The 25,779-nt window shown below is 42.0% G+C and carries 29 protein-coding genes; 19 read left to right on the plus strand and 10 right to left on the minus strand.

What is annotated here, in order from left to right; all coding sequences use genetic code 11:
• Positions 1-2: 2 nt before the first annotated feature.
• A complete protein-coding gene (locus ACW6QP_RS01620) occupies positions 3-1,139 on the minus strand; it encodes a DUF5929 domain-containing protein (protein ID WP_457909084.1) in 1,137 nt (378 codons plus the stop codon).
• 170 nt (positions 1,140-1,309) lie between these two features.
• Between ACW6QP_RS01620 and ACW6QP_RS01625 the strand changes: the two genes are divergently transcribed.
• The 12 genes from ACW6QP_RS01625 to ACW6QP_RS01680 all read left to right on the plus strand — a co-directional run bounded on the left by ACW6QP_RS01625 (position 1,310) and on the right by ACW6QP_RS01680 (position 14,071).
• A complete protein-coding gene (locus tag ACW6QP_RS01625; RefSeq protein WP_457909085.1) occupies positions 1,310-2,152 on the plus strand; it encodes a DUF4382 domain-containing protein in 843 nt (280 codons plus the stop codon).
• 160 nt (positions 2,153-2,312) lie between these two features.
• A complete protein-coding gene (locus ACW6QP_RS01630; protein WP_457909086.1) occupies positions 2,313-3,317 on the plus strand; it encodes an AAA family ATPase in 1,005 nt (334 codons plus the stop codon).
• Between the two features lie 63 nt (positions 3,318-3,380).
• Positions 3,381-4,247 (plus strand): DUF58 domain-containing protein, encoded by an 867-nt coding sequence (locus ACW6QP_RS01635; RefSeq protein ID WP_457909087.1) that lies wholly within the window; start codon positions 3,381-3,383, stop codon positions 4,245-4,247.
• The gene (locus ACW6QP_RS01640; RefSeq protein ID WP_457909088.1) at positions 4,244-5,890 is read left to right on the plus strand and encodes a DUF4381 domain-containing protein; all 1,647 of its coding nucleotides are present in this window, start codon (positions 4,244-4,246) and stop codon (positions 5,888-5,890) included. Before ACW6QP_RS01635 ends, ACW6QP_RS01640 begins: the two co-directional genes overlap by 4 nt.
• Positions 5,890-6,891 carry a vWA domain-containing protein gene (locus ACW6QP_RS01645; RefSeq protein ID WP_457909089.1) on the plus strand — a complete coding sequence of 334 codons (1,002 nt, stop codon included), beginning with the start codon at positions 5,890-5,892 and terminating at the stop codon, positions 6,889-6,891. Before ACW6QP_RS01640 ends, ACW6QP_RS01645 begins: the two co-directional genes overlap by 1 nt.
• A complete protein-coding gene (locus tag ACW6QP_RS01650; protein WP_457909090.1) occupies positions 6,892-7,938 on the plus strand; it encodes a VWA domain-containing protein in 1,047 nt (348 codons plus the stop codon).
• Entirely contained in the window at positions 7,938-8,774 is an 837-nt protein-coding gene (locus tag ACW6QP_RS01655; RefSeq protein WP_457909091.1) for a tetratricopeptide repeat protein, read from the plus strand. The genes ACW6QP_RS01650 and ACW6QP_RS01655 overlap by 1 nt, the downstream gene beginning before the upstream one ends.
• Positions 8,775-8,831: 57 nt before the next feature.
• Entirely contained in the window at positions 8,832-10,589 is a 1,758-nt protein-coding gene (locus tag ACW6QP_RS01660; protein ID WP_457909092.1) for a BatD family protein, read from the plus strand.
• Between the two features lie 2 nt (positions 10,590-10,591).
• Complete coding sequence (locus tag ACW6QP_RS01665) at positions 10,592-11,329, plus strand: tetratricopeptide repeat protein (RefSeq protein WP_457909093.1); 738 nt, start codon at positions 10,592-10,594, stop codon at positions 11,327-11,329.
• A gap of 77 nt (positions 11,330-11,406) precedes the next feature.
• Positions 11,407-11,700 (plus strand): hypothetical protein, encoded by a 294-nt coding sequence (locus ACW6QP_RS01670; protein ID WP_457909094.1) that lies wholly within the window; start codon positions 11,407-11,409, stop codon positions 11,698-11,700.
• Positions 11,701-11,853: 153 nt separating this feature from the next.
• Entirely contained in the window at positions 11,854-13,413 is a 1,560-nt protein-coding gene (locus ACW6QP_RS01675; RefSeq protein WP_457909095.1) for a SulP family inorganic anion transporter, read from the plus strand.
• A 91-nt stretch (positions 13,414-13,504) separates the two neighbouring features.
• Positions 13,505-14,071: a carbonic anhydrase gene (locus tag ACW6QP_RS01680; RefSeq protein ID WP_457909096.1), complete on the plus strand. Its 567-nt coding sequence runs from the start codon at positions 13,505-13,507 to the stop codon at positions 14,069-14,071.
• A gap of 30 nt (positions 14,072-14,101) precedes the next feature.
• Here ACW6QP_RS01680 and ACW6QP_RS01685 read toward each other — a convergent pair whose 3' ends face one another.
• Positions 14,102-14,647 (minus strand): CvpA family protein, encoded by a 546-nt coding sequence (locus tag ACW6QP_RS01685; protein ID WP_457909097.1) that lies wholly within the window; start codon positions 14,645-14,647, stop codon positions 14,102-14,104.
• A 46-nt stretch (positions 14,648-14,693) separates the two neighbouring features.
• Here ACW6QP_RS01685 and ACW6QP_RS01690 point away from each other — a divergent pair, with 46 nt between their 5' ends.
• The 4 genes from ACW6QP_RS01690 (at position 14,694) to ACW6QP_RS01705 (ending at position 16,760) form a co-directional block, all read left to right on the plus strand.
• Positions 14,694-15,050 carry a hypothetical protein gene (locus tag ACW6QP_RS01690; RefSeq protein ID WP_457909098.1) on the plus strand — a complete coding sequence of 119 codons (357 nt, stop codon included), beginning with the start codon at positions 14,694-14,696 and terminating at the stop codon, positions 15,048-15,050.
• Between the two features lie 67 nt (positions 15,051-15,117).
• Positions 15,118-16,137, plus strand: a complete 1,020-nt coding sequence (gene pheS / locus ACW6QP_RS01695; protein ID WP_457909099.1) for a phenylalanine--tRNA ligase subunit alpha — start codon at positions 15,118-15,120, stop codon at positions 16,135-16,137.
• A gap of 60 nt (positions 16,138-16,197) precedes the next feature.
• The gene (locus ACW6QP_RS01700; protein WP_457909100.1) at positions 16,198-16,365 is read left to right on the plus strand and encodes a hypothetical protein; all 168 of its coding nucleotides are present in this window, start codon (positions 16,198-16,200) and stop codon (positions 16,363-16,365) included.
• Positions 16,365-16,760 (plus strand): hypothetical protein, encoded by a 396-nt coding sequence (locus ACW6QP_RS01705; protein ID WP_457909101.1) that lies wholly within the window; start codon positions 16,365-16,367, stop codon positions 16,758-16,760. The genes ACW6QP_RS01700 and ACW6QP_RS01705 overlap by 1 nt, the downstream gene beginning before the upstream one ends.
• 55 nt (positions 16,761-16,815) lie before the next feature.
• Here the strand turns inward: ACW6QP_RS01705 and ACW6QP_RS01710 are convergent, their stop codons facing one another.
• Entirely contained in the window at positions 16,816-17,811 is a 996-nt protein-coding gene (locus ACW6QP_RS01710) for an NAD(P)H-dependent glycerol-3-phosphate dehydrogenase (RefSeq protein WP_457909102.1), read from the minus strand.
• 380 nt (positions 17,812-18,191) lie between these two features.
• On the opposite strand from ACW6QP_RS01710, the gene lysM reads away from it, so the two are divergent.
• A complete protein-coding gene (lysM, locus tag ACW6QP_RS01715; protein ID WP_457909103.1) occupies positions 18,192-18,695 on the plus strand; it encodes a peptidoglycan-binding protein LysM in 504 nt (167 codons plus the stop codon).
• A 155-nt stretch (positions 18,696-18,850) separates the two neighbouring features.
• Here lysM and nadD read toward each other — a convergent pair whose 3' ends face one another.
• From nadD to ACW6QP_RS01735, 4 genes are all read right to left on the minus strand, one after another.
• Positions 18,851-19,435, minus strand: coding sequence for a nicotinate (nicotinamide) nucleotide adenylyltransferase (nadD, locus tag ACW6QP_RS01720; protein ID WP_457909104.1), 585 nt, complete (start codon positions 19,433-19,435; stop codon positions 18,851-18,853).
• Positions 19,432-20,022, minus strand: coding sequence for a guanylate kinase (gene gmk, locus ACW6QP_RS01725; RefSeq protein WP_457909105.1), 591 nt, complete (start codon positions 20,020-20,022; stop codon positions 19,432-19,434). The genes nadD and gmk overlap by 4 nt, the downstream gene beginning before the upstream one ends.
• Positions 20,023-20,880, minus strand: coding sequence for a YicC/YloC family endoribonuclease (locus tag ACW6QP_RS01730; RefSeq protein WP_457909106.1), 858 nt, complete (start codon positions 20,878-20,880; stop codon positions 20,023-20,025). It abuts the gene before it with no gap.
• 63 nt (positions 20,881-20,943) lie between these two features.
• Positions 20,944-21,912 carry a YheT family hydrolase gene (locus ACW6QP_RS01735; protein ID WP_457909107.1) on the minus strand — a complete coding sequence of 323 codons (969 nt, stop codon included), beginning with the start codon at positions 21,910-21,912 and terminating at the stop codon, positions 20,944-20,946.
• 115 nt (positions 21,913-22,027) lie between these two features.
• On the opposite strand from ACW6QP_RS01735, the gene ACW6QP_RS01740 reads away from it, so the two are divergent.
• Positions 22,028-22,516 carry an acyl-CoA thioesterase gene (locus ACW6QP_RS01740; RefSeq protein ID WP_457909108.1) on the plus strand — a complete coding sequence of 163 codons (489 nt, stop codon included), beginning with the start codon at positions 22,028-22,030 and terminating at the stop codon, positions 22,514-22,516.
• A 5-nt stretch (positions 22,517-22,521) separates the two neighbouring features.
• On the opposite strand, the gene ACW6QP_RS01745 is transcribed toward ACW6QP_RS01740, so the two are convergent.
• From ACW6QP_RS01745 to ACW6QP_RS01755, 3 genes are read right to left on the minus strand one after another with little or no spacing between them, the layout of a single operon-like run.
• Positions 22,522-23,418, minus strand: coding sequence for a DMT family transporter (locus tag ACW6QP_RS01745; protein ID WP_457909109.1), 897 nt, complete (start codon positions 23,416-23,418; stop codon positions 22,522-22,524).
• Entirely contained in the window at positions 23,411-23,764 is a 354-nt protein-coding gene (locus tag ACW6QP_RS01750; RefSeq protein ID WP_457909110.1) for an arsenate reductase family protein, read from the minus strand. The genes ACW6QP_RS01745 and ACW6QP_RS01750 overlap by 8 nt, the downstream gene beginning before the upstream one ends.
• Position 23,765: 1 nt before the next feature.
• Complete coding sequence (locus ACW6QP_RS01755; protein ID WP_457909111.1) at positions 23,766-24,518, minus strand: PdaC/SigV domain-containing protein; 753 nt, start codon at positions 24,516-24,518, stop codon at positions 23,766-23,768.
• A 91-nt stretch (positions 24,519-24,609) separates the two neighbouring features.
• On the opposite strand from ACW6QP_RS01755, the gene ACW6QP_RS01760 reads away from it, so the two are divergent.
• Positions 24,610-25,752 carry a cystathionine gamma-synthase gene (locus ACW6QP_RS01760; protein ID WP_457909415.1) on the plus strand — a complete coding sequence of 381 codons (1,143 nt, stop codon included), beginning with the start codon at positions 24,610-24,612 and terminating at the stop codon, positions 25,750-25,752.
• Positions 25,753-25,779: the final 27 nt, after the last annotated feature.

A 25,779-nucleotide genomic window follows, 5' to 3' on the forward strand; every position in this document is an offset into this window, starting at 1 on the left:
ATTTAGTTGTATTTTACTTTCCTCAAAATTCGCATACTCTCTTTATAAGCCTGGTAGGCCTCCAAATTTGTTGCCTTTAAATACGGCCGGGCTTCTTCCAATTTCTCCAGGGCCATTTCAAAATCGTTAAAATAACAAAGTAAATAAGTTGAAGGTAAATTTTTAAGATCTCTTAACTGTATTTGACTAAGTGAATGGCCTTTTTTTAGTTTCTGAATAAGACTGTTGTTATGATTATAAATATGATACAGGATCTTGCGATCGAATTTTGGGGGTTCAAATAATAAGTGGCTTTCAATCTCATAGCTCATATTATTCTTAAACTTAATCACTACTTCCTCAAGCGGATAGTATTTAAAACTATCGTGAACCCCGAGATGAACGAATTCCTGGATTTTAAAGGCCTCTTCAGACAGACTAATGCTTATTTCATCCAGGTCTGAATAAAAAAGTTTTACCTGTTCATTGATGAGCTCGATATCTACACGGGAATAATAGGTTTTGCTGCCAAGGTTCTTTTTTTTGCCGGCCCAGCACACCACAAAATATTCTTTGAAGACTTTATAGGTAGGTTCATAATCCCGTCTTTTTTTCATAAAATCAAAAACCCCATCGAGGGTGAGTTCAATATTATTGTGGGAATGATTTTCTATGGAAGCTACTATTTCAGAATTTCGATCCTGAAGTTCAATTGCTTCAGTTTGCGGCATACTAATGCTTCCTTCCCTAACAAAAACAGTTCCTGCAAAATATTTCCAGATATTCTTTTTCAGGGAACACAGCTTCCCGCGATTGGGTCTAATGCTTACCAGGCCCACCACCAAATGATCGGGCAAATGTGGAAAAGGAATATTTTCATAGCTTACCAGCGGGGCATTCTTCAGGTATGCGTTTACCAGATTCTGGATTTTACTGTCGTCGAAGAAATCTATTCCTGTTATTGAATTATCGCTGTCTTTAACCCCAATTACGATATAGGAATTGTTTTCAGGGTTTGAATTGGCCAGGGCACAGACGTGCTTCAAAAATTTGGCTTTACCCTCTCTTTCCCCTATGCTCAGCTTCAGCTTTTTATCGTAAAAACTGTTTTCGCCATTATGGGCCAACAGGTTTTTGATTAAAAGTCGTTTGTTGATCATAGCAATTGGGCATTAATCTCTGAAAGATCAGATATCTGCCACCTAAAATAAGAAACTATTTTAAGCCTGCGGCTTTATTTCGGTGATGTTAAATTTTGTTAAGAATTCTTAAGTTTTAAAATTTCAGCGATTATATGGCGTTATTCAACCCAACCCAAATAAATCTATTTATGAATAAGAAAAAATCTTTAATGAATTTTAGTGTGAAGAGCCTGTTTTTATTGGCTTTGGTTACAGTAGGTTTCACAAGTTGTAACGATGATACCGAAAACGACAACCTAAATGAGCAGGACGCCCGAATAAGCGTTAGATTAACCGATGCTCCGGGTGATTATGAAGCTGTGTATGTAGATGTACAGGATGTAAGAATTAAGATGGATGCTGAGAGCGATCCAGACGAAGATGACTCCTGGATAAGTCTTGACGATGTAGACACCGGTGTTTATGATTTACTTCAACTAACCGGAGGAGTTTCCCAATTACTTGCCGAAGCCGATATCCCGGCGGGTTACCTTCATCAAATAAGACTGGTTTTGGGAACCGATAATTCTGTAGTGATTAATGGTGAATCTGAACCACTTTCTACTCCCAGCGCTCAACAATCGGGTCTTAAGATCAACGTAAATCAGGAACTTGAAGCCGGAGAGCACTATGAGTTCCTTTTAGATTTCGACGTAGAAAATTCTATCGTGACTACCGGAAACGGAGGTAAAATCCTTAAACCCGTAATTAGAGCCACTGCTATGGCCAATACCGGAATCATTGCCGGAGACATTCACCCTACCACTTACCGTGCTTTGGTAAAAGCTGCTAACGGCTCACATACTATCTCTGCCTATACCAGCGATAATGGTGAGTTTGTATTACACGGCGTGCCTGCAGGAGTTTATAAAGTGACCGTTACTCCCGATGCTGCCAGCGGCTATGGAGTGTACACTGTAAATGATGTAAGCGTTTCTGAAAATGAAACCACCGATCTGGAAACCCTGTATATCGATGGATCTGAAAATTAATCTTTTCTCCGAAAATCTAATTTATTAAGAAGAAGGGCGGTATTTTACTGCCCTTTTTTTGATTTTTAATCCAAATTTAATTGAGGAAATTCAAATAATTTTTCAATTTGTAGCCTTCGTATCTTGTGTGTATATTCACCACTCCTAAATTTTTGACGAAATGTTAGAAAATGATTCTTCGGTAGACATTGCCAGTATAAATGAAAAAATAGAAAGAGAAAGTGCTTTTGTAACGGCCTTAACAGGCGAGATCAATAAAGTTATTGTTGGTCAAAAGCATATGGTTGAACGCCTACTTATCGGGCTTTTAGGCCAGGGGCATATCCTTTTAGAGGGGGTTCCCGGGCTTGCCAAAACCCTTGCGATCAATACGCTTTCCCAGGCCGTGCACGGCAGCTTTAGTCGTATTCAGTTTACCCCCGATTTATTACCTGCCGATGTGGTGGGTACCCTGATCTATAATATGAAGCTTAACGACTTCAGCATTAAAAAGGGTCCTATTTTCGCCAATTTCGTACTTGCCGATGAGATTAACCGGGCTCCGGCCAAGGTGCAATCGGCCTTGCTGGAGGCAATGCAGGAGAAGCAGGTGACCATTGGAGAAGAAACTTTTAGGCTTGATAAACCCTTTTTGGTGATGGCCACGCAAAACCCGGTAGAACAGGAAGGAACCTACCCTTTACCTGAAGCCCAGGTAGACCGTTTTATGTTGAAAACCGTGATCGATTATCCGCAAATGGCCGATGAGCAGCTCATTATGAGAGCTAATCTAAAAGGAGCATTTCCAAAGGTAAATCCCGTGGTAAGCCTGGAGCAGATCTTAAGAGCCCAGGAAGCCGTTCGGGAAGTTTATATGGATGAAAAAATTGAAAAATATATCCTGGATATCATCTTCGCCACCAGGAATCCGCAGAAGTATAAGCTGGAAGAATTGAAACCGCTAATTAGTTTTGGGGCATCTCCCAGGGGTAGTATTAACCTGGCGACCGCTGCTAAATGTTATGCCTTTATTCGCCGCCGCGGATATGTGATTCCTGAAGATGTTCGTGCCGTGGTTCTTGACGTGTTGCGCCACCGAATTGGAATTACCTACGAGGCCGAGGCCGAAAATGTAACTTCTGAAGATATCGTAAACAAAATTGTGAACGAAATAGAAGTGCCCTAAAACCTGAAAAATCGCCTTAAAAATTTCAGTTTTCCAACGAGCAGCACCTGATTTCAGGAGACTATGGATACCAAAGAACTACTCAAAAAAGTACGAAAAATAGAGATCAAGACCCGCCGCCTGAGCGATCATGTGTTTGGGGGCGAGTATCATTCGGCTTTCAAAGGAAAAGGGATGACCTTTAGCGAGGTGAGGCAATACCAGTTTGGAGACGATGTGCGGAATATAGACTGGAATGTTACCGCCCGCTACAGCGAACCTTTTGTAAAGGTCTTTGAAGAAGAGCGTGAACTCACCCTAATGCTAATGGTAGACGTTTCAGGGTCGCAAATGTTTGGGACACAGAATCAGTTTAAAAAAGACGTGATCACCGAGATTGCAGCAACTCTGGCATTTTCAGCCACGCAAAACAACGATAAGATCGGGTTGATGTTGTTTTCAGATAAAATTGAATTATATATCCCTCCAAAAAAGGGAAGGTCTCACGTGCTTCGCATCATACGGGAATTGCTGGAATTTAAACCCGAGGGCAAAAAAACCGATATCAATGCCGCCTTGAAGTATTTATCTAATGTGATGAAGAAAAAGGCAATCGTGTTTATCCTATCCGATTTTTTTAATGCCGAATACCAGCATAGCCTGAAAATTGCAGCAAATAAACATGATGTCACGGGGATTCGGGTTTTCGACCGCCGGGAGGTAGAAATTCCCAATCTTGGCCTGGTACAAATGCTCGATGAAGAAACCGGCGAATTCATCACCGTAAATACCGGCTCAAAGGCTCTTAGAAACGAATACGCAAAAAATTACAGACAAAATCTCAATTATTTTAACGACAGTTTTAAACTAAGTGGCGCAGGAGTTATCAATACTCGTGTAGATGAGAGTTACGTAAAACAGCTATTGGGATATTTTAAAAGAAGGATATGAAGTCATTTATTCATAGAAAACCACAATTAAGACTCAGCCTGTTCGGCTGGTTTTCTGTGTTTATACTCCTGTGTTTCCCCTGGGAAGGCTTCTCGCAAGAGGCGAAAGTATCTTCGGAAGTAGATACCGCGTCAATTCAAATTGGCGAGCAAATACGCTATCGCATTCTGGTAGAATCGGCGGCAGATGAGGTGGTGATTTTTCCGGAAGCCGAAACCTTTAATCCGATGGAGGTGGTAGAATCTTTTGATCCCGATACCACTCGTGCACAGGATAGGCTACGACTTTTAAAAGAATACGCTTTAACCCAGTTCGATTCGGGCCGATATAGCATTCCGCAGCAGCGGGTTTTGGTAAACGACCGGGAATATCTTACCGATTCTATTTTAATCGAAGTTGCCGATGTTGAGGTAGACACCACCAAGCAAAAAATGTACGATATCAAACCTTATGTAGAGGTTCCCGGTGGGTTCAGCATTCCTAACTGGTTTTGGTGGTTATTGGCGATTTTAGGCATTTTATTAGCTGCTTTTTTCTTCTTCAGACGAAGGAAAAGAAAAAGAGAAGAAGCCAAAGAATTACCGCCTTATGAAGAGGCAATTTTTCAGCTGAAGAAACTCGATGAAGATCATCTTTTAGAACAGCGCGAGGTGAAGGAGTATTACTCAAGGCTCACCTTTGCCGCCCGAAAATTCATTGACAGAAAACTCTACGACCGCGCCCTTGAAAGTACCACCAGTGAACTGGTAGCATGGCTCGAATTAAAACGACAGGCCGGCGAGTTGCAGTTGGATGATAAAACCATCAATAATTTAAAACTAATCCTTCAGCGTGCCGATTTGGCCAAATTTGCCAATTCCCGTCCCGATGTGATCACTGCAAAAGACGACCGAAAGAAAGTAGAGTTTATAATAAATGATGTAAAAACCGCGGCGCCCGAAGTTTCAGAAGAAGAGAAATTAAGGGACGAGGCATACAGGCTGGAGCGGGAGCGCGAGAAAAAACGCAAACGAATCATATACGCTGTGGGAGCGGTGGCGATAGTTGTTTTAATTAGCCTGGGAAGTCTCATTTATATAAAAGGCCCGGGATATTTAAAAGAAAGCCTTATTGGGCATCCTACCAAAGAGTTATTGGAGGGAGACTGGATTCAAAGTGCTTATGGAAATCCGCCGGTTACGATTACCACTCCAAGAGTATTGAAACGCACCGAACTGGAATTAAGCCGGGAAGTGCGGCAGGCTTTGCTGGGAAGCGAGAGTTTCGCGTACGGCAGCCTTGCCAGCAATTTTTATTCTTTGGTCACTACCGTGAATTTAAGTGCAGAAAGCAAATTTGATCTCGAAAAAGCAGTTGAGGGAATCTATGAAAATTTAGAGCAGCAGGGCGCCCGGAATATTATCATGAAAGAGGAGGAGTTCACCACGCTAAACGGCGCGAAAGGCATTAGGGTATTCGGCACGCTGGAAATGGAAAACCCTGTGACGGGAAGACCACAACAAAATGAATATTCGATACTGAATTTTGGAGAAAGCGGTGGGTTTCAGCAAATTACTGTGGTTTATGAGCAGGGAGATGAATACGCCGAAAAAATAGCCCGAAGAATAATAGACTCGGTAGAACTTAGAAATACTGAAGATTGATGTTTGCTAATTATACTTTTGAAAATCCGGAGTTTTTTTGGCTGTTTTTATTACTGCCATTGGCTGGGTTCTGGTTTTTTAAGAAAAGACATCAGCAAACCGCCGAACTAAAGATCTCCAGTATCCAGGGATTTAAAAAAGGCTCAATTCTGGCAAAATTCAGACCGGTGCTTTTTGCTTTACGACTTATAGCCCTGGCATTAATTATTATCGCTTTGGCCCGGCCGCGTACCGTAGACGTTAGCACCCGCACCAGCAGCACCCAGGGAATCGATATTATTATGGCCATAGATGTTTCGGCCAGTATGTTGGCCAGAGATTTGGAGCCAAATCGATTGGAAGCCTTAAAAGAGGTGGCTTCCGATTTTGTTAGAAACCGCCCTGCCGATAGGATAGGCCTGGTGATTTATGCCGGCGAAAGTTATACCCGTATGCCCTTAACCAGCGATAAAGCCATTGTGATAAATTCCCTTGAAGAATTGGATTTTGATAATGTTCTGGAAGGTGGGACTGCAATTGGCTCTGGCCTGGCAACCTCGGTAAACAGATTAAAAGATTCTGATGCGCAAAGCAAAGTGATCATACTTTTAACCGATGGAGTAAATAATTCTGGTTTTATAGACCCCAAAATCGCAGGGGAGCTGGCGGTTGAATTTGGAATTAAAACCTATACCATAGGGGTTGGTACCAATGGAATGGCAATGTCGCCTGTAGGCATTTTGCCTAATGGTCGCTACCAATACGGCAGGGTACAGGTTGAAATTGATGAAGACCTGCTCAAACAAATCGCCAGTCAAACCGGCGGGAAATACTTCAGGGCGACCGATAATGAAAGCCTGGAGGAGATATATGACGAAATAGACAGCCTTGAAAAAAGCGAAATCGAGGAATTTACCTATAGAAATTACGAAGAGAAATTCAGGCCTTTTGTGCTTTTAGCTTTAGGCCTGGTGTTTTTTGAGAGTTTGCTGAGGTATACCATATTCAGAAGTTTTATTTAAATGTTTTTAGAAGAGAAAATATACTTTTGGTTATTGCTGGCGGTACCGCTGGTGGTTTTGCTGTATTTGGTATTGAGAATATGGCAGGCCAGAACGCGAAAGAAATTTGCCGATCCCGATCTTCTACGACAGCTTAGCCCAAACCGGTCTTCTTTTAAACAGTTTTTAAAACTGCTATTTGTTAGCCTGGCCCTGGCGAGTTTGGCTATCGCCCTGGTTAATCCCAAGATGGGATCAAAAATGGAGACCGTTAAAAGAGAAGGCGTTGATATAGTCTTTGCCATAGACGTTTCTAAAAGTATGGATGCTGAAGATGTGGCCCCCAATCGCCTTGAGAAATCCAAACAATTGGTGCGGCAAATTATGGGCGACCTTGCCGGAGATAGAATAGGGCTTATCGCCTATGCCGGAAGCGCTTATCCTCAACTGCCCATCACTACCGATTATTCGGCAGCGCGAATGTTCCTGCAGTCGCTGAATACCGATATGCTTTCTTCGCAGGGAACCGCAATTGCCGATGCAATCACGCTGGCTTCAGATTATTTTGAAGAAGAATCACAAACCAATAAGGTTTTAGTGATTATAAGCGACGGTGAAGATCACGAAGGCAATTATGAAGAAGTAACCCGGGAGGCCGCAGCTAAAGGAATAAGAATTTTTACCATAGGGGTAGGGACTGAGGAAGGAAATCCTATTCCGATTAAAAGAAATGGAGTTATCCTGAACTACAAGAAAGATCGCGAAGGTGAAACGGTTATAACCCGCAGGGATAATGAGATTTTAACAGAAATTGCCTCCCTGGCGAGGGGAAGTTATATAGATGGAAATATCACTGCACAGGTAACCAAAAGTATTAGAGAGGAACTGCAAAATATCGAAAGATCTGAGTTTGAAGCCCAGCAGTTTGCCGATTTTAAATCTCAGTTTCAGTGGTTTTTAGGTTTGGCATTATTATTTCTTCTGTTGGATGTGTTCATCTTAGAGCGCAAAACCGCCTGGTTAAAGAGACTTGATTTGTTTAATGAATATCGCAAAAAGGAAAAGTAATGCAATTTAAGGCTGCACATATTTGTATTTTTCTGCTGTTATTTTTGACGGCTTTTCCTTTGCTGGCTCAGGAAACTGACAAAAAGGCTGAGCGTGAGGCACGTGCTCTAATGCGTGAGGCGCGTGAAGCTATGTCTGAAAACGATTTTGCCTCGGCTGAAGCTGCCTATAGGTTGGCGATAGCCAAAGATCCCGATAATGCTGCCGCGCGATATAATATGGGGAATCTCTATTACGCCAAAGAAAAAACTCCTGAAGCCGAAAGCCGACTAAGACAGGCCGCTGAGAGGGCAGAAACCAGAGACGATAAACATAAGGCCTTCCATAATTTAGGGAATTCCTTTATGAAGCAAAAAAGATATAAAGAAGCTGTAGAGGCTTATAAAAATGCCTTGCGGAATAATCCTAAGGATGATGAAACCCGCTATAATTATGCCCTGGCTAAAAAGATGCTGGAGGAAGAAGAGCAGGAAGGCGGCGGCGGTGGCGGCGAAGATGATCAGCAGGAGGAGAATGAGGAACAGGATCAAAATCAGGGAGGCGATGGCGATAATGAGCAGGAGCAGCCCAGGGATGAAGGAGAACAGGAGCAGGAAGAACCTCAGGAAGGCGAAGGCGAAAAGGATCAACCCCAGGATGAAGGCGAAGGCGAGCCCGAGCAGGAACAGCAAGGAGATAACCAGCAGCAACAACCACAACCTGCCCAGGGCCAGTTATCGCCCGAACAGATAAAAAGCTTACTCGAGGCCATGGAAAATGAGGAGCGCAAGATACAGGATAAGATAAACGCCGAAAAAGCCAAAGGTGCCAGGTCTCGTTCTGAAAAAGATTGGTAAAATTTTTGCAGAGAATTAATCTGGAAAAATCAAAAAATATACGAGTAGCAATAATTCATGAAGCTTACAACTCTCATTACCGGATTTCTTTTACTATTGGGTGGCATATTGCAGGCCCAGGTGAAATTTGAAGCCAAAGTTAGCAAGGAGCGGCTGGGGGTGAACGAACGCCTTAGGGTAGATTTTGAAATGAACCAGGATGGCGACAACTTCAAGCCACCCTCTTTTGATGGTTTCAGCGTGGTGGGAGGCCCTAACCAATCGGTTAGCAATAGCTGGATTAACGGGCAAAGGAGCTATTCGAAAACCTACTCTTTCTATTTACAGCCCAACTCCCGTGGTAAAAAAACCATAGGACAGGCCGAGATCATTATCGATAATAAAACCTATAAAACCTCCCCGCTGGCGGTAGAGGTTACCGCGGCGGTAGATAAACCAACAGACGGTAATAATGCCGACCTCATAGCCAGTGATAACCTTCATTTAGTTGCCGAGGTTTCCAATACATCACCCTATCTCAATGAGGCGATTAATGTGGTTTATAAATTATATGTAAGCCCCCGGGTAAGCGTTAGCAACTGGCGGGAATTAGATAATCCCAAGTATGCCGATTTCTGGAGCCAGAATATGGATATTAAGCAGTTGCGGGTTGAGAATGGTGAATTTAGAGGGGAGCCTTATCGCTATGTGGTGTTGAGAAGAACAGTGCTATATCCTCAAAAAACCGGTGAACTTACTATAGAGCCACTTACGCTTTCTATTGCAGTAGATGTACCTACCGAACGCCGGGATTTGTTTGGCGGTAGAATTTACACCACGGTAGATAAGACCGTTGCCGCAGGTAGTAGAACCATTAATGTGAAACCTCTACCTTCTGAAGGCCGGCCGGCGAGTTTTACCGGGGCGGTGGGAAAATATGAATTCGACGTAAGCCTGAATAAAAATGAGCTAAATGCAACCGAATCTGTGCAGGCGAAAGTACAGGTGAAGGGAACAGGGAATCTCAAACTCTTTGATCTTCCGCGATTAAATGTGCCTTCCAGTATTGAAATGTATGAGCCCGAGCGCGCAGAAAATATAAGCACAAATCTTTCAGGAATGCAGGGAAGCCTTGCTGAAACCTATACGCTGGTGCCTTCCCAAAAGGGGAAATACCCCATTCAGCCTATGGAATTTTCCTGGTTTGATCCTGAAACCGGGACGTATAAGAAAAGAACTTCGGCAGAAATGCTGCTTGATGTAGGCGAAAGACCGGGAGGTGCTGCGCTAGCTTCAGGCAGAAGTGGAGGTAAGCAACCTATTGCCGCAAATCCAGATGCCTTTAGATTTATAAAACAAAACGCAAATTTAAAGGCCATAGGATCCCCGGCCTTTATAAATTCCTGGAAATACTGGACTGCCTTGATTAGCCCGTTGTTATTAATTCCTTTGGCGATTGTTTTAGGTAAAAAGCGGGAGGCCCTGGCGGCAGATGCTGAAGGCAACAGGCAAAAAAAAGCAAATCGTTTGGCTCGAAAATACCTGTCGGAAGCCAAAAAGAATAAGGCCGATCGCAAGATGTTTTATGTTGCTCTGGAAAAAGCATTGCATAATTACCTGAAGGCCAAATTAAAGATAACCACGGTAGAAATGAGCAAAGATCGTATTTCTGAAATCCTTCAGGAGAAAGGGGTAGAGCCAGGTACCCGTACTGAATTTCTGGATCTTCTAAAATCCTGTGAATTTGCCCGGTATACTCCGGCCTCGACCGTGGCTATCGAACAGGACTACGAGCGCTCGGTAAGTGTAATTTCTGAACTCGATAAAAGCCTTTAAAAATGAAAAATCTGATTGTATTTTTTTCGATGCTTTTTGTTGCAGGGTCCATCTTTGCACAAAATGAAGAGCTTTTTGAGCAGGGTAACGCAGCTTACGCAGGGGGAAACTATGAGCAGGCCGTATCTGCTTACGAGAAAATTCTTGAAAATGGAGAAGAATCGGCAGCTTTATATTTTAACCTGGCAAATGCACATTACAAGCAAAATCATATTGCGCCCAGCATTTATAATTACGAGAAGGCCTTACAGCTCGCTCCCGATGATGCCGATATAAAAACGAATCTGGAATTTGCACAACGAATGGCCCTGGATGAAATCCAGGCCAGGGAAGATACCGGCTTTAATCTCGACACAGGAATTAGCTTTAATACCTGGGGCTGGATTTCCATAATTTGTTCACTGCTTTTTGCGCTGTTGTTTTTATTATATTACTTCAGCAGAAAAACGATAATGAAGCGCAGCTTTTTCGCCGGGGCACTTCTTATATTGATTTTTGGTCTGATTGCGGTCTATTTTGCGTTTAGTCAATACAATCTTCAGCAAAATACTCAATATGCGATTGTGTATAGCGAGGAAGCCGAAATTCGTAATGAACCCAGCCTCAGGGAAGATGTTTCTTTTATATTGCACGAAGGAGCAAAAACCAGGGTGCTGGAAGATTACCAAAATTGGGTAAGAATAGAATTAGCGAACGGGGCGCAGGGATGGATAGATGGTAGCCATCTTAAAAAATTATAGCAAACTTAAAAGAGAATTAACCCGAAGTTTTATAATCCTTTTTTAATAATGCTAAAAAAATCATATTTTTGCCAACTGTGAAAAAGATAGCCGTAATATTATGCTTTCTCTTTGTGGCTTTTTTAGCTACCCCAAGTCTCATTGCCTGTTTTGATGATACGGCGAATGTAAGCCTTGTTTACAGTATGGGGGAAGAAGAAAGCTCTTCTAAAAACCAGCTAAGCCTGGAATATAATCTTGAAGAAATGTCTTCAAATTACGAAAGCATTCACTATTTGCAGGAGCTTAAAAATCCGGGGCATTTTTACGACCGGGATTATCCTGTGGTCTTTCTCGATGTAAACTCACCGCCTCCCAGGCTGGTAGCATAACATTTCCAATACTTTTCGAACTCTAATGGCCTATTAACAGGCCTAAAATAACAGGATTCCAAACGATTTGGAATTTCCTCTGAGTTCTAACATTATCTTCAACTTTCTAAATTTATCCGGGCAGCAGTGCCTGGAACTTAATATCCGATTTTTATGTTTAAGTACATCAACAAAGATTTTCCTGCCAGTATAGTGGTATTTTTTGTCGCTATTCCATTATGTCTTGGAATTGCACTGGCCAGTGGCGCCCCCTTGTTTTCAGGTTTAATTGCCGGAATGGTTGGGGGGATTGTAGTAGGTTCAATTTCCAACTCCCAATTAGGAGTTAGTGGTCCTGCTGCCGGCCTCGCCGTAATTGTTTTGGGGGCAATTCAATCCCTGGGCGCTTTTGATATTTTCCTTGTAGCCGTGGTTTTAGGTGGAGTCCTTCAAATTATTATGGGCGCCTTGAAAGCCGGGATTATAGGTTACTATTTCCCCTCATCGGTAATCAAAGGCATGTTAGCCGGGATTGGTATTACCATAGCCATATCTCAGTTGCCCAATGCCTTTGGAATCGCATCCGATGTGGAGATTTTCTCCTATAGCGACGGTATTTTGGGAATTCTAAACAATTTTACCAGCGCCATTTCTCCGGGAGCCATTATAGTAACGCTAATTGCAATGGCTATACTTTTGCTTTGGGAAAAAGTACTGGTGCATAAGCATAATATCTTTAAAATTGTACCGGGTCCACTGGTAGCCGTAGTGGTTGGGGTATTATATTATGTGCTAATGGGCGATTCTGCTCTTGGCATAAGAGAATATCAATTGGTAAGCGTACCGGTTCCAGATGGCATAGACTCATTTGTAGCCCAGTTTTCATTTCCCGATTTTAGTGCTATTGGAAGCAGCGAGGTGTGGATTGTAGCTATTACTTTGGCAATCGTTGCGAGTTTGGAAACTCTGCTTAGTGTAGAAGCCATAGATAAGCTCGACCCCTGGAAACGTACAACTAACACCAACCGCGAATTATATGCGCAGGGTGCGGGGAATATGATCTCAGGATTGATTGGCGGGCTTCCGGTTACCCAGGTAATTGTAAGAAGTTCAACCAACATGCAATCTGGAGGTAGAACTAAACTTTCTGCCATTATGCACGGATTTCTGATTCTTATTTCCATCATCGCCATTCCAACTCTTTTAAATATGATTCCGCTTTCGGTTTTGGCCGCTGTACTGCTTTTGGTGGGTTATAAACTGGCTAAACCGGCGCTGTTCGCCCAGTTATACAAGCTTGGAAAGGCCCAGTTTTTACCCTTTCTGGTAACGGTTTTAGGGGTGGTATTCCTGGATCTGCTAATGGGAATTGGCCTTGGACTGGTAGTTGGAATTAGTGTAATTCTTATTAACTCCTACAAAAACTCTCACTTCCTGCATAAAGAAGGCTATGACGTAAAAGACGGAAATTACAAGATCACACTTGCTGAAGAAGTAACTTTCTTAAATAAAGGAGCCATTCTTAGGGAACTAAACGATTTGCCAGAAAACGCTTTTGTTGAAATAGATGTTACCAAAACCAGGGTACTTGATTACGATATTCTTGAAATTCTGGATGAATTTGCCATTAAAGCCAAAAGAAAAAACATTAATATTAAATTGGTTTCTGAAAGAGGAGTTGTGGAAAATCCGGAGAGTTATCGAAAATTCTTTGGTTTGGATATACCAGTTTAAATCGAAAAACTTAACTTGAATACATTCTACTCTTTTGAGCCATTTATCGGCTTAACCCAGGAGCAGGATTGAACAAAAAAAATAATAAATTATGACTAAAGACGAAGTATTAAATAGATTAAAGGAAGGTAACAATCGCTTCACAAGCGATAAGAAAGAAGGCAAATTACAGGATAAAGCCCGAAGAGAGGAATTAACCAAAGGCCAGTCGCCTTACGCTATAATTTTAAGTTGTGCCGACAGCCGCGTGGTTCCTGAATTGGCATTTGATAGCGGATTAGGAGAATTATTCACCGTGCGTGTAGCCGGAAATGTTGCAAATAGCTCTTCTATTGCAAGTATTGAGTACGCCGTAGCTCATTTAGGTGCCGAGATTATTGTTGTATTGGGTCATGAAAGCTGTGGGGCTGTAAATGCTGCTATGGCTGGCGGGGATAACGGGTATAACCTGAATCATCTCCTGTCTCATATTGCCCCGGCGATTGCCGCTTCAGGTAAAGATGCCGCGATAGCAGATGTGGTTAAGAAAAACGCTGAGCTTACTGCACAGGAACTTAAAACCCGCTCTACCATCATTAGAGAAGCTGCTGAAAGTGGGAAGGTTAAAATTGTACCGGCCTATTATAATCTGGATTCCGGTAAGGTAGATTTTCTATAAATCGAATTATATAAATGGAAAGAGGTCCGGTTAATCCCGGGCCTTTTTTATTTCGGTAAAATCATCAAAATCATTGAGAATATCACGTTCCCGGGCCTCCCTAAGAATAGAAGGCAATACCATAGGCGCGATTTCTTCTATTTTGTCATAGAGAATTGATCGTTCCAGGCTTTCTTCAGAAACAATATCTATATCTTCATTAGTAGCCTTAAAGAACATAATTACCACACTCACTAAAAAGGCAATTTTTAAAACTCCAAAACCGGCGCCTAGAAATTTATTTACCAGTCCAAGCGCGGCAAAGCCGGCCATTTTAGTAAGCAGTCTTCCGGCGAGAGATACCAGGAAAACGATAAGAATAAAGGTAATGGCAAAGGCGATGAGATTAACATATTGCCCGTCCCACCCCATACTTTCAGAAAGAAAATTGCTTAAAATATAAGAAAAGTGAATCGCGCCATAAATTCCCAAAACTATCCCCACCAGCGATGCGATTTCGGCAAGCAGCCCACGAAAAAAACCCCTTACGAGTCCGTATAGAAGAATTAGGGCCAGCACGATATCTATCGTATTCATATTTCAAATATAGTAATTTCATTAGCTAAGATAGTATCTTTGCAGCATGGCAAGAGATGAAAACTTAAAAAGTCGCTGGGAGACACTGGAAAAGAAACTCTCGGCGCAGTTCGCCGATGGGGAAATTATGGAACTCGACGCGATAATTTATATAATTGGAGTTCAGGAATTGGGGCAGCTGCACCGGCGATTTAAAAAAGACGATAAACTCGATTTAATGCATATAGCGATTTGCAGGCTTTTGGAGCCGTATGGCTATTATGAATTCGATTATTTCGATGATGATGGCTGGCCGCATTATAAAATTCTCGAACAACTTCCCCCGCTTAAAGCCGGGGAACAAAGCGTGCTTATGAAAGAAGCCATCGTGCATTATTTTCTGAAAAACGGATATATAGAATAAGGCCGCGCGGGCAAGGCTTACAAGTTCATTTTTACTAAATTTGCCCTTTTTAAAAGAATTGCCGCAGATGATAGATACGATTAAGCAGCATATTGCTGAAGTTGAAGCTTTTAATGCTGAAAGCGCCGAACAGATTGAAGCCTTCAGAATTAAATATTTAGGAAAAAAAGGAATTCTGAATTCGTTTTTTGCTGAATTTAAATCGGTTCCCAACGAGCAGAAAAAAGACTTTGGCCAGGTGGTGAACAACCTGAAGCAAGCCGCTGAAGCTAAAGTAAACGAACTTAAGGAGCAACTGGAAAGCAAGCAGGAAGAAAAAGGGGTTTATGGCGATCTTTCCCGTCCGGCCGAGCCGGTTCAACTGGGAGCCCGGCACCCGATTTCTATCGTAAAAAATCAAATCATCGAAATTTTCTCCAATATCGGTTTCAATGTTTCTGAAGGTCCCGAGATTGAAGACGACTGGCATAACTTTACCGCTTTAAACCTGCCCGAATATCACCCAGCGCGCGATATGCAGGATACCTTCTTTATTCAAACCGATCCCGATATCCTGCTAAGAACTCATACCTCTTCGGTACAGGTGCGGTATATGGAAAATAATAAGCCGCCCATTCGCACCATTTCTCCGGGAAGGGTTTTTAGAAATGAGGCCATTTCTGCGCGATCTCATTGTATCTTTCACCAGGTGGAGGGCTTGTATATAGACAAGGATGTAAGTTTTGCCGACCTTAAGCAAACTTTACTTTATTTCACCAAACAACTCTTCGGAAAATCAAAAATACGCCTTAGACCTTCTTATTTCCCGTTTACCGAGCCCAGCGCCGAGGTAGATATTTACTGGGGTCTTGAAACCGAAACCGATTACCGAATCACCAAAGGTACCGGCTGGCTTGAAATTATGGGCTGCGGAATGGTAGATCCCAATGTGCTAAAAAATTGCGGCATTGACCCCACCGAATATTCAGGTTTCGCTTTTGGGATGGGGATAGAACGTATCGCTATGTTGCTCTATCAAATTGGCGATATTCGAATGTTCTATGAAAATGACGTTAGATTTTTGGAGCAATTCAGGTCTTCGATATAAACAAGCCTGTTTTTAGGTGGATTATTTGTACTTTAGGATTCAATTCATAAATTCCACTTCATGAAAACAGTAGGTTTAGTCATTCTGGGAATAATCGCCCTGGCCGTAATAGTAGTTTTGGTTGCAATAGAAATAATTGAATTGGCTATCGGGGCTGTTTTATTGGGAATTGCCGCTTTAATATTATGGGGTTTATTCAAATGGGCAAAAAATAAGGTAACAGATTAGTGAAAAAAGATATTGAAATTCCCGAAGTAGAGGGAGTATATTTAGCCGCTGTAAATCAATATAACGAAGCATTTAAAGCTCACGAGTGGAATGTTTATCTCATCAATGACCGCCGTGATCCAATAGAAATGGTACTTATCGTAAGTAAGGGCTATGCCGGGGAGACCAAAAGTTCGGTGATGCGGCATAAAATTGAAAAATTACCCCCGGGTTCCTTTGCCAAAGTAGAATATCTTCAGGATGAAATGCTGGCTTTAAATAACGAGTTTCAGGTTACTTTTTTTGCTGAAGGGAAGATGTTTGAGAAAAAATTTCTCTTCAGGAAAAACAGCATTAACCAAAAAGCTCTGCAGGAACTTCCCCTAATCCCTGAAAAGGGTGTCCTGCTTAAATAAAAAACTTAATTCGAATCTTCCCCATAGCTATCAGAACGGTAGAAGCAACAGGCAATTAATCCAATTTTTCAGCTAATTTTTTAAAGACCTTTTTAGGATTTTTTCCTTCGTATAAAATCCCGTAAACCGCATTGATAATAGGCGTTTTTGCACCTTTTTCCTTATTGATTTTATATGCGCTTTCGGTAGCGTAATAACCTTCGGCGATCATACTCATTTCCATTTGAGCGCTTTTTACGGTATAACCTTTTCCAATCATATTTCCGAACATTCGGTTACGGCTAAAAACAGAGTAACCGGTAACCAACAGATCTCCCAGATAAGCTGAATCATTTATATTTCGCTTCATCTTATGTACCTTCTTGATGAATTTTTTCATCTCCCGAATCGCATTGCTCATTAGTACAGACTGGAAGTTATCCCCATATCCCAGCCCGTGGGCGATTCCTGCGGCGATAGAATAAATGTTCTTGAGCATCGCGGCATATTCGGTGCCGGTTACATCATCGCTAAGTTTGCATTGAATATACTCACTGCTTAGGTGATCGGCCATGATGCGCGCTTTTTTTTCATCGGTGCAGGCGATGGTGAGATAAGATAGACGCTCAAGGGCCACCTCCTCTGCGTGACAGGGCCCGGTGATTACCCCAATATTATCAGACGGGACATTGAAAAACTGTTCAAAATGCTCCCCAACAATAAGACTGCTTTCGGGAACTATACCTTTTATTGCAGAGAAAATCACCTTGTCTTCAAGGGAAACCTCAAGCTGGTCTAACTCTCGTTTTAAAAATGCCGAAGGGATGGCAAAAATCAGGTAATCGGCCGCTTTTACTGTTTTATTGATATCGTTGCTAAGCTCAAGCTGATTCACATCAAATTCTACCGAACTTAAATAATTGGGATTATGTTCCTGTTTTCTAATATGCTCTATCGCATAAACACTGCGCATATACCAATGTATTTTTGGAAGGTTTTCACTGAGCATTTTTACGATTGCAGTAGCCCAGCTACCGCCGCCTATAACAGCAAAAGTAGGAGATTGGTTCATAGTTTGGTTTTGTGCTCCAAAAATAAACAAAATATAATGCTTATAAAGAATGTGTGTGCCCGGCGGGGATATTCTGAAGGCCTAAAGTCTTAAAATTTTGGAATTTAACACTCAGCCCGGGCATTTTGGGCAATCTAAAGCAGAGGTGCTGCGTTATTTTATAAGTCCTTCATTAATGAGGAAGGATTTTCTTAGTTTTTTTGGTTGGTTATTTAGTTTGAAACGCCGGGGCTTGTAAAACCTCCGGCGTTTTTTATGAAATTCAGCTTCAGGAATCCTGAATATTTTCTCTTTTAATTCTAACAAAATTTTAGTACTCCTTGGCAGAATATTAAGTGAGCTGTTTCGTAAATTTCTGAAACTAACTAATATAAATTATAATGGGAATATTTTCATTCATAAAAGGAGCCGGAGAAAAGATCTTTGGAAGTGAAAAAAAACGGGCCAGAGAAGAAGCCGAGAGAACAGCCGATAGCAGAGCGCGGGAAGCCAAAGAAGATGCCAGAGCCTCGAGGATTTTAGAGGAGACAATTCAGGATTTAAAATTAAAGGTAGATAACCTGAGAGTTGAAATAAAAGAAGATATGGCCACAATAAGTGGGATGGCTGCCGACCAGGCAACCAGGGAAAAGGTAATCCTGGTGGTTGGAAATACCGAAGGTATCGAAAAAGTAGACGATCGTATGACGGTAGATAAGAGCGAACCAGAAGCTCAGTTTCATACTGTAGAAAGAGGAGATACTTTAAGTAAAATAGCCAAGGCGCATTATGGCGATGCGAATAAATATCAGATGATTTTTGAAGCCAATAAACCTATGCTTAAAGATCCCGATAGAATTTATCCCGGGCAGGTACTCAGAATCCCCCGGGCCGAGAAAAAATAAATTAAAGTTCAGACTGTTTAAAAGTCTTGAGGCGGTTACATTGAGGGCAGTCGACGTCCTACAGCTTGTAGTTCCACAATGAAAAAAGTAGGTTCAATCAGCTAAATCCAACGGCTAAGAGAGAGTTTTAAACAGTCTTTACTTTTTGCAATTTTCTATTTGTAAAAATTCATTAGCTGAATATAACCCCATACCTCATCTGGTAACATAGGTTTTATATTTTTCCCTTCCCTTACTGCATTTCTTATAAAAGTTGAAGAAATTTCCATTATAGGAGCCTCCACCAAATTGATTTTTGGATGATCTTTAAAGCTATCGGGTATTTCGCCCGATGCTATTCTGGGATAGACGTAAATTTGATGATTTTCGAGAATGATCTCGTAATTTTTCCATTTATGGAAAGACTTTAAATTATCCTCACCCATTATGGGGCAAAATTCATTGGTAGGGTATTTTTCCTGTAAATGTGCCAGGGTAGTAGCCGTGTAGTTGGGCTGTGGTAATTTAAACTCAATATCGCTGGGCTTCAAATTTTCATAACCTTCACAGGCCTTAAACACCATTTCCAGGCGATGATGATTCTCCAGCAGGCTGCCTTTTTTCTTGAAAGGATTGTGAGGTGTCACCACCAGCCATACTTCATCTAAGTCTGAAAATTCGGCCATATGATTGGCGATGATAAGATGCCCGATATGCACCGGATTAAAAGTGCCAAAAAACAAACCTACCTTGCGGTTCATTGCTTTTGAGTTTTTTTCGCACCCACATAATTGGCAACCAAATCGTAAGCTTCCTTTAAAGCGGTGTCTAAATGATGATTTTCGATAATAAAATCGAATTGCGGTGCGGTGGCAAGTTCAATAGAAGCCTTGGCAACCCGCATATTGATTTTATCATCGCTTTCGGTTTTTCGCTTCTTCAGGCGAATTTTCAGCTCCTCTATGCTGGGAGGTTTTACGAAAACCGCCAGGGTTTTTTCTGGATAGATATTTTTGATATCCAGGCCGCCAACCACATCTATATCAAAGATCACATTCTTGCCTTCGGCCCAAATGCGCTCTACCTCTGCTTTCAGGGTTCCATAGAAATTGTCGCGATAGACTTCTTCCCATTCCAGGAATTCGTCATTTTTGATCTTTTTCTTGAAATCTTCGGTAGAAAGAAAGTAATAATTTTTGCCATCTACCTCATCTCCCCTTGGCGCACGCGAAGTCGCCGAAATCGAAAATTCCAGGTTGAGTTCCTTATGCTTTAACAAATGTTGGACTATCGTGGTTTTTCCCGAACCCGAAGGGGCCGAAAACACGATAAGTTTACCATTGCTCATTTAGAGTACGTTTAAAAGTTGTTCCTTTATTTTTTCAAGCTCATCTTTCATTTGTACCACCAATTGCTGCATTGGGGCAAAATTAGATTTGCTGCCTATAGTATTGATCTCACGACCCATCTCCTGTGAAATGAACCCAAGTTTTCTTCCGTTGGAGTCTTCAGAATTAAGGCTTTCTTTAAAATATTTCAAATGATTTTTGAGCCTAACCTTCTCTTCGGTAATGTCGAATTTTTCGATATAATATACCAGCTCCTGCTCAAAGCGGTTTTCATCTACATTCTCCTTGATTTCAGCAATTCCCCTTCGAAGACGTTCCCGAACCGACTCTACCCTTTCAGGGTCCATCTCGATAATTTGTTCCAGTAAATTCGCGATATTTTCAACCCGTAATTTCAGATCCTTTTCAAGGGCTTTGCCTTCGTCGCTTCTAAAGTTATTGATCTCTTCCAGGGCTTCTTTAACGGCTTCTTCAATGGCCAAAAATTCACTCTCGTCTATCTCTTCCCTGGCCGTATTTAGTGCATCGGGCATTCTTACTGCCATTTTTAGCAATTCGGTCTCATCGCCGTCTACGATCTCTTTGAGTTGGGCAATATATTTTTTAACCACTCCGCCATTTACTGCGGCGGTGGTTTCTTCTCCGGTAATTTCAACAAAAACCGAAAAATCTACCTTTCCGCGGGTTAAGGCTTTTGAAATTGTATTTCTTAGCTGAAGTTCTTTTTCGCGGTACTGCGAAGGGATTCGTGCATTCACGTCGAGATTTTTGCTGTTTAGCGATTTGATCTCTACCGTGATCTTTTTGGAAGGGAGTTGCGTGATGCTCTTCCCGAAACCTGTCATAGACTGAATCATAGGCGTTTTTTAAGCTTGCGCAAAGATAATCAATTCTTTGTGATAGCCTATTTTCCTGCTTTCTTACTGCCCGGCGCCGGTATGCGTTTCTATAAACTGCAAAGCGCGCTCTTCGTGATAATAGTTTCTTTTCTTCTGAATAAATCCCACGTGTCCCCCGTGTGACGGAATTTCCAGATGAAGCTGCTTCGAGGCTGCGGCGATCTCTTCAGGATAGGAAGAAGCCGATAAAAAGCTGTCATTTCGCGCATTGATAAGAAGGGTAGGAATACCGATTTCAGGCAAAAACTGCAGCGAGCTGTTTTTGTCGTAATAATCGCGCGCATTTTTAAAGCCGTGGGCCCGGCTGGTGTATAATTCGTCGATGGCTAAAAGCGAAGTACAGGCTTTGATCTCTTCTGCTGAAATTTCCTGCGGAAAATCTTTCTGTTTTTGAAATAAATCCTTCCGAAGATTGCCAAGAAACCGCTTCGAATAGATAAAATTGTGGCTTCGGTTTAATTCTTCGAGCGACGCGCCGAGATCACAGGGCACAGAAATGGCAACCGCAGCCTTTATTTGAGGAATCGATTTCGATTCACCCAAATACTTCAGCATTAAATTCCCGCCAAGACTGAAGCCGGCAAGGGCGATTTCGGTGTAATTTTCTTTTAACATCTCCTGTATCACCAATTCAAGATCACCGGTAGCCCCCGCGTGATAGCTGCGATAAAGCCTATTCGACTCCCCACTGCAATTTCTAAAATTCATCCTGCTGGTATCCCAGCCGTTTTCGTGAAAAATTCTCGACATTGCCAGCATATAAGGTCGGGAAGCATTGCCGGCCAGGCCGTGGAGCAAAATTACCAGCCGGGAATTCTTTGTTTTGGCAAAACTGCGATCCAGGTCTATAAAATCTCCATCTTCTAATTCTAATCGCTGCCTGAAAGATCCCTTAAAATCTACCTTTCGCAATTTACTGGCGTAAATAGTAGAAAGATGCGCATTTCTAAAAATTACAGGAGCTCTATATTGGCTGGAAATAAGTGGCATCTTGCGAATTTCTGAAATAAATTTTAATTCAAATAATTATGCACGCATAATATTATTGATTAGTTTTATAGTTTCCGGCCGCGTTTTTTCGGGGCTTTAAGTAAATTCTATTGCTATGTATACTAAAAAATTTGAGATTCGCTGGAGCGATATAGACGCGAACCGGCACCTGGCCAATACGGCTTATATCAATTTTATGAGCCATACGCGTATGGCGTTTTTAATGGAAAACGGGTTTGGACAAAGAGAACTGGCAAAGCATAATTTAGGCCCTGTTGTTTTTTATGAACACGTATATTATTTCAAAGAGGTCTTTGCCGGGCATCCGGTGAAGGTAAGTCTTGAATTAAGCGGAATTTCAGACGACGGAATGTATTTTGAATTTCTGCATAATTTCTATGATCACAAAGGCCGCAATTTTGCGCGTTGTGAGATGATGGGCGCGTGGATTGATCTCAAAACCCGTAAACTCACCGGGCTTCCGCAGGAACTTTTCGAAAATTTAAGCAGTCTCTCCCGTACCGAAGATTTCAGGAAACTCACTAAAGAAGACACCCGCAGGTTTGGCCATAAGCCCGAAGATATCGAACCGCACCAACTATAAGAGCATTAAGCTCTCACCTGGGTTTTTCTTACGCTTACCATATATACCCCAACAAAAACCAAGAGCCCGGCTATGATCTTTGTAAGATTAAGCTGGTCTGCTCCGCTTAGCAGCGCGTAAATAATGGCGATGAGAGGTTGCAGATAAATAAATACGCTAATAGTAGATGCCGAAAGTTGTTTTAAGGCATATACATTGAGCAAATAGGTAGAAAAGGTAGTGCCCACCACTACAAAAGCCATTTTCCATATCGCTTCAAAAGGCAGGGAGGTCCAGTTCACGGCCGTAAATTCTCCTATAGTGATGGGTAAGTTTATAAACACAGCCAGCAGGAATAACCATTTCATAAGCGTAAAGGGATGGTATTTGGCGGTGAGTGGTTTTACGAGAATAAGGTAAAGCCCATAAGAAAGCGCATTGATGATAAAGAATAAATTCCCCAATGGAATATTGGGGGCGTTATAATCGGTTTCGGCGCTAAAGAGAACCAGGATAAGGGCTCCTGCAAGCCCGATTATTATGCCAATAGATTTTAACCAGGTAATTCTTTCTCCAATGAGGATCGAGGCCAGGATCAAAACCATAACCGGCGATAAGGTTACGATAACCGAACTATTTATTGGAGTAGAAAGGCTTAAGCCTTTAAAAAAGAAAAGCATATTAATGCACATTCCAAAAATGGCACAGATAAAAATTCTGGGCCAGTCGCTGGTTGCGATTTTCTCTTTAGGCCCAAGTGCGCTAATGGCCCAAAATAAAATGGCAGCTCCAAATACACGAAGAAAAATGAAGCCAAAAGGTTCTATATAAACCGGCATCACGCCTTTGGCGATGGTATGATTTAGCCCGTAAATTGTGCTGGCGATAGTAGCCGCAATGATTGCGAGTAAACGGCTACTCATGGATAGCCTTTTTTGCTTCGGCTACCTGTTTTTTGGAATTTCCAATGAAAATCTGGTCATTGTTGATTATTACCGGTCGTTTTAAGAAAGTGTAATGTTCGAGGATTAGGTTTTTGTACTGCTCTTCGGTTAAATCTTCGAGATGTAAATTTTGTTTTCTGTAAAGTTGAGCCCTGCGGTTGAATAGAGCCTCATAACTGCCGGCCAGTTCTCTCATCTCTTCCAGCTGCTTTTTGGTAATTTCTTCAGTTTTTATATCCTGAAGTTCAAATGCTGCCGGGGCATCGATCTCTTTCAAAATTCTTTTACAGGTGTCGCAGGTAGAGAGGTGGTAAATCTTTTTCATTTTAAAGCTCAATTTTGAGATACTGGGCGATTTTATTTTTTGAAAAACTCATTGCAAAGGGGCCATCGGCATACGAGGCAATCTCGTAAACATTATAATAAAGCACGATCCCATTGCCGTTAAAGCCTATATTCTGCGGAAGGTGAAACTTGTCTTCCTCAAAAAACAAGCCTGTACTGTTTATGCTGGCATCTTGGGCGATGTTGAATTCCTTGCGGAATTGAACTTCTACAAATTCAGAAAAATCTTCGGTAAAGATATCCTCCATTTTATAAATTTCTCCGGTTTCCGGATTAAAATTAAGCCAGGTCATACTGGTATAGCCGTGAGCTCCCCCGGTAAAAACTTCCGAATTAAAACTAATCGAGATCACTTCTTCAGAAGTATAGGTCGCCTCGCCATAAATAGAAGCTTCCCAGGCGGTTTCGTACTCGGGAAAATCTTCTTTTGTCTTTTCGAAATTTCTAATAAAACTCTCTGCAATAGCCTCGGCCGATTTGGCATTTTGTTCATCTTCATAATCCAGGATATACCTTAGGTGATTTTCGATCTCCCGGTTAATATTGCGTGCTGTGGCGTTGTTGCTCGAAGCCACGGGATATTCCATTCTTATGTAGCTGCAATTCGCATTTTCAGGATTGCATTGCTCATAACTGCGTTCTACAGAATAATTGATGAAATCGAGCTCCTCAGATTCCTGCTGGCAGGCCGCGAAAAGCAGGGAAAAAAGAAGCAGAGGGATAAGTTTTTTCAAGGTTTTCCAGCTGTTAAATTCAAAGATAAAGGTACGAGCAATTTTGTTATTGCCCAACTGGTATGCTACATTTGCTATAAACACTAAAATGATGAAATTCAATACTAAAACCATACACGGGGGACAGGAAAACGTCGATCCGGCATACGGCTCGGTAATGCCTCCAATTTATCAAACCAGTACATACTCCCAAAGCACTCCCGGAGGGCATAAGGGTTTTGAATATTCCCGAAGCGGAAACCCCACCCGTACCGCCCTTGAAAATGCTTTGGCCAGCATTGAAAACGGTAATTTTGGTCTTGCCTTCGGAAGCGGACTTGCCGCCATAGATGCGGTGATGAAGTTGTTCAAACCCGGTGATGAGATTATCTCTACCAACGATCTATATGGAGGTTCCTATCGTCTTTTCACCACGATTTTTGAAAACTTCGGAATCAAATTTCACTTCATCAGTATGCAAGATGCAGCTGATATCGAAAACTACATCAACGACAAAACTAAGTTGATCTGGGTTGAAACTCCCACCAATCCTATGATGAACATTATCGATATTGAAGCGGTATCGAAAATTGCCAAAAAACACGATCTTTTGCTTGGGGTAGATAACACCTTTGCCACTCCCTATCTGCAGTTGCCCATAGATCTTGGTGCCGATATCGTAATGCATAGCGCCACGAAATACCTTGGCGGGCATAGCGATGTGGTGATGGGCGCTCTTGTGGTAAAAGACGAAAAACTGGCCGAGAAGCTTTATTTCATCCAAAATGCCAGTGGTGCCGTATGCGGGCCTATGGATAGCTTCCTGGTTTTACGCGGAATAAAAACCCTGCACCTTAGAATTCAAAGACATTGTGAGAATGGAGCTGCAGTAGCCAAATACCTGAAATCTCACCCTAAAGTAGATAAGGTTTACTGGCCCGGCTTCGAGGATCACCCGAATCACGATATCGCTAAAAAGCAAATGAAAGATTTCGGCGGAATGATCTCTTTTACCACTAAAGAAAACTCTTTGGCCAGTGCTACTAAAATTGTGGAAAATCTTAAAGTTTTCACCCTGGCAGAATCATTAGGAGGAGTAGAATCGCTGGCCGGGCATCCCGCCAGTATGACCCACGCCTCAATCCCGCAGGAAGAGAGAGCCAAAACCGGGGTTGTAGATTCTTTAATTCGCCTTAGCGTGGGAGTGGAAGATGAAGAAGACCTGATTAATGACCTGAAGCAGGCTATAGGTTAAGAATTTTTCAGCTAAAAAATAAGCCCC

This window comes from Salegentibacter haimaensis (assembly GCF_054121495.1).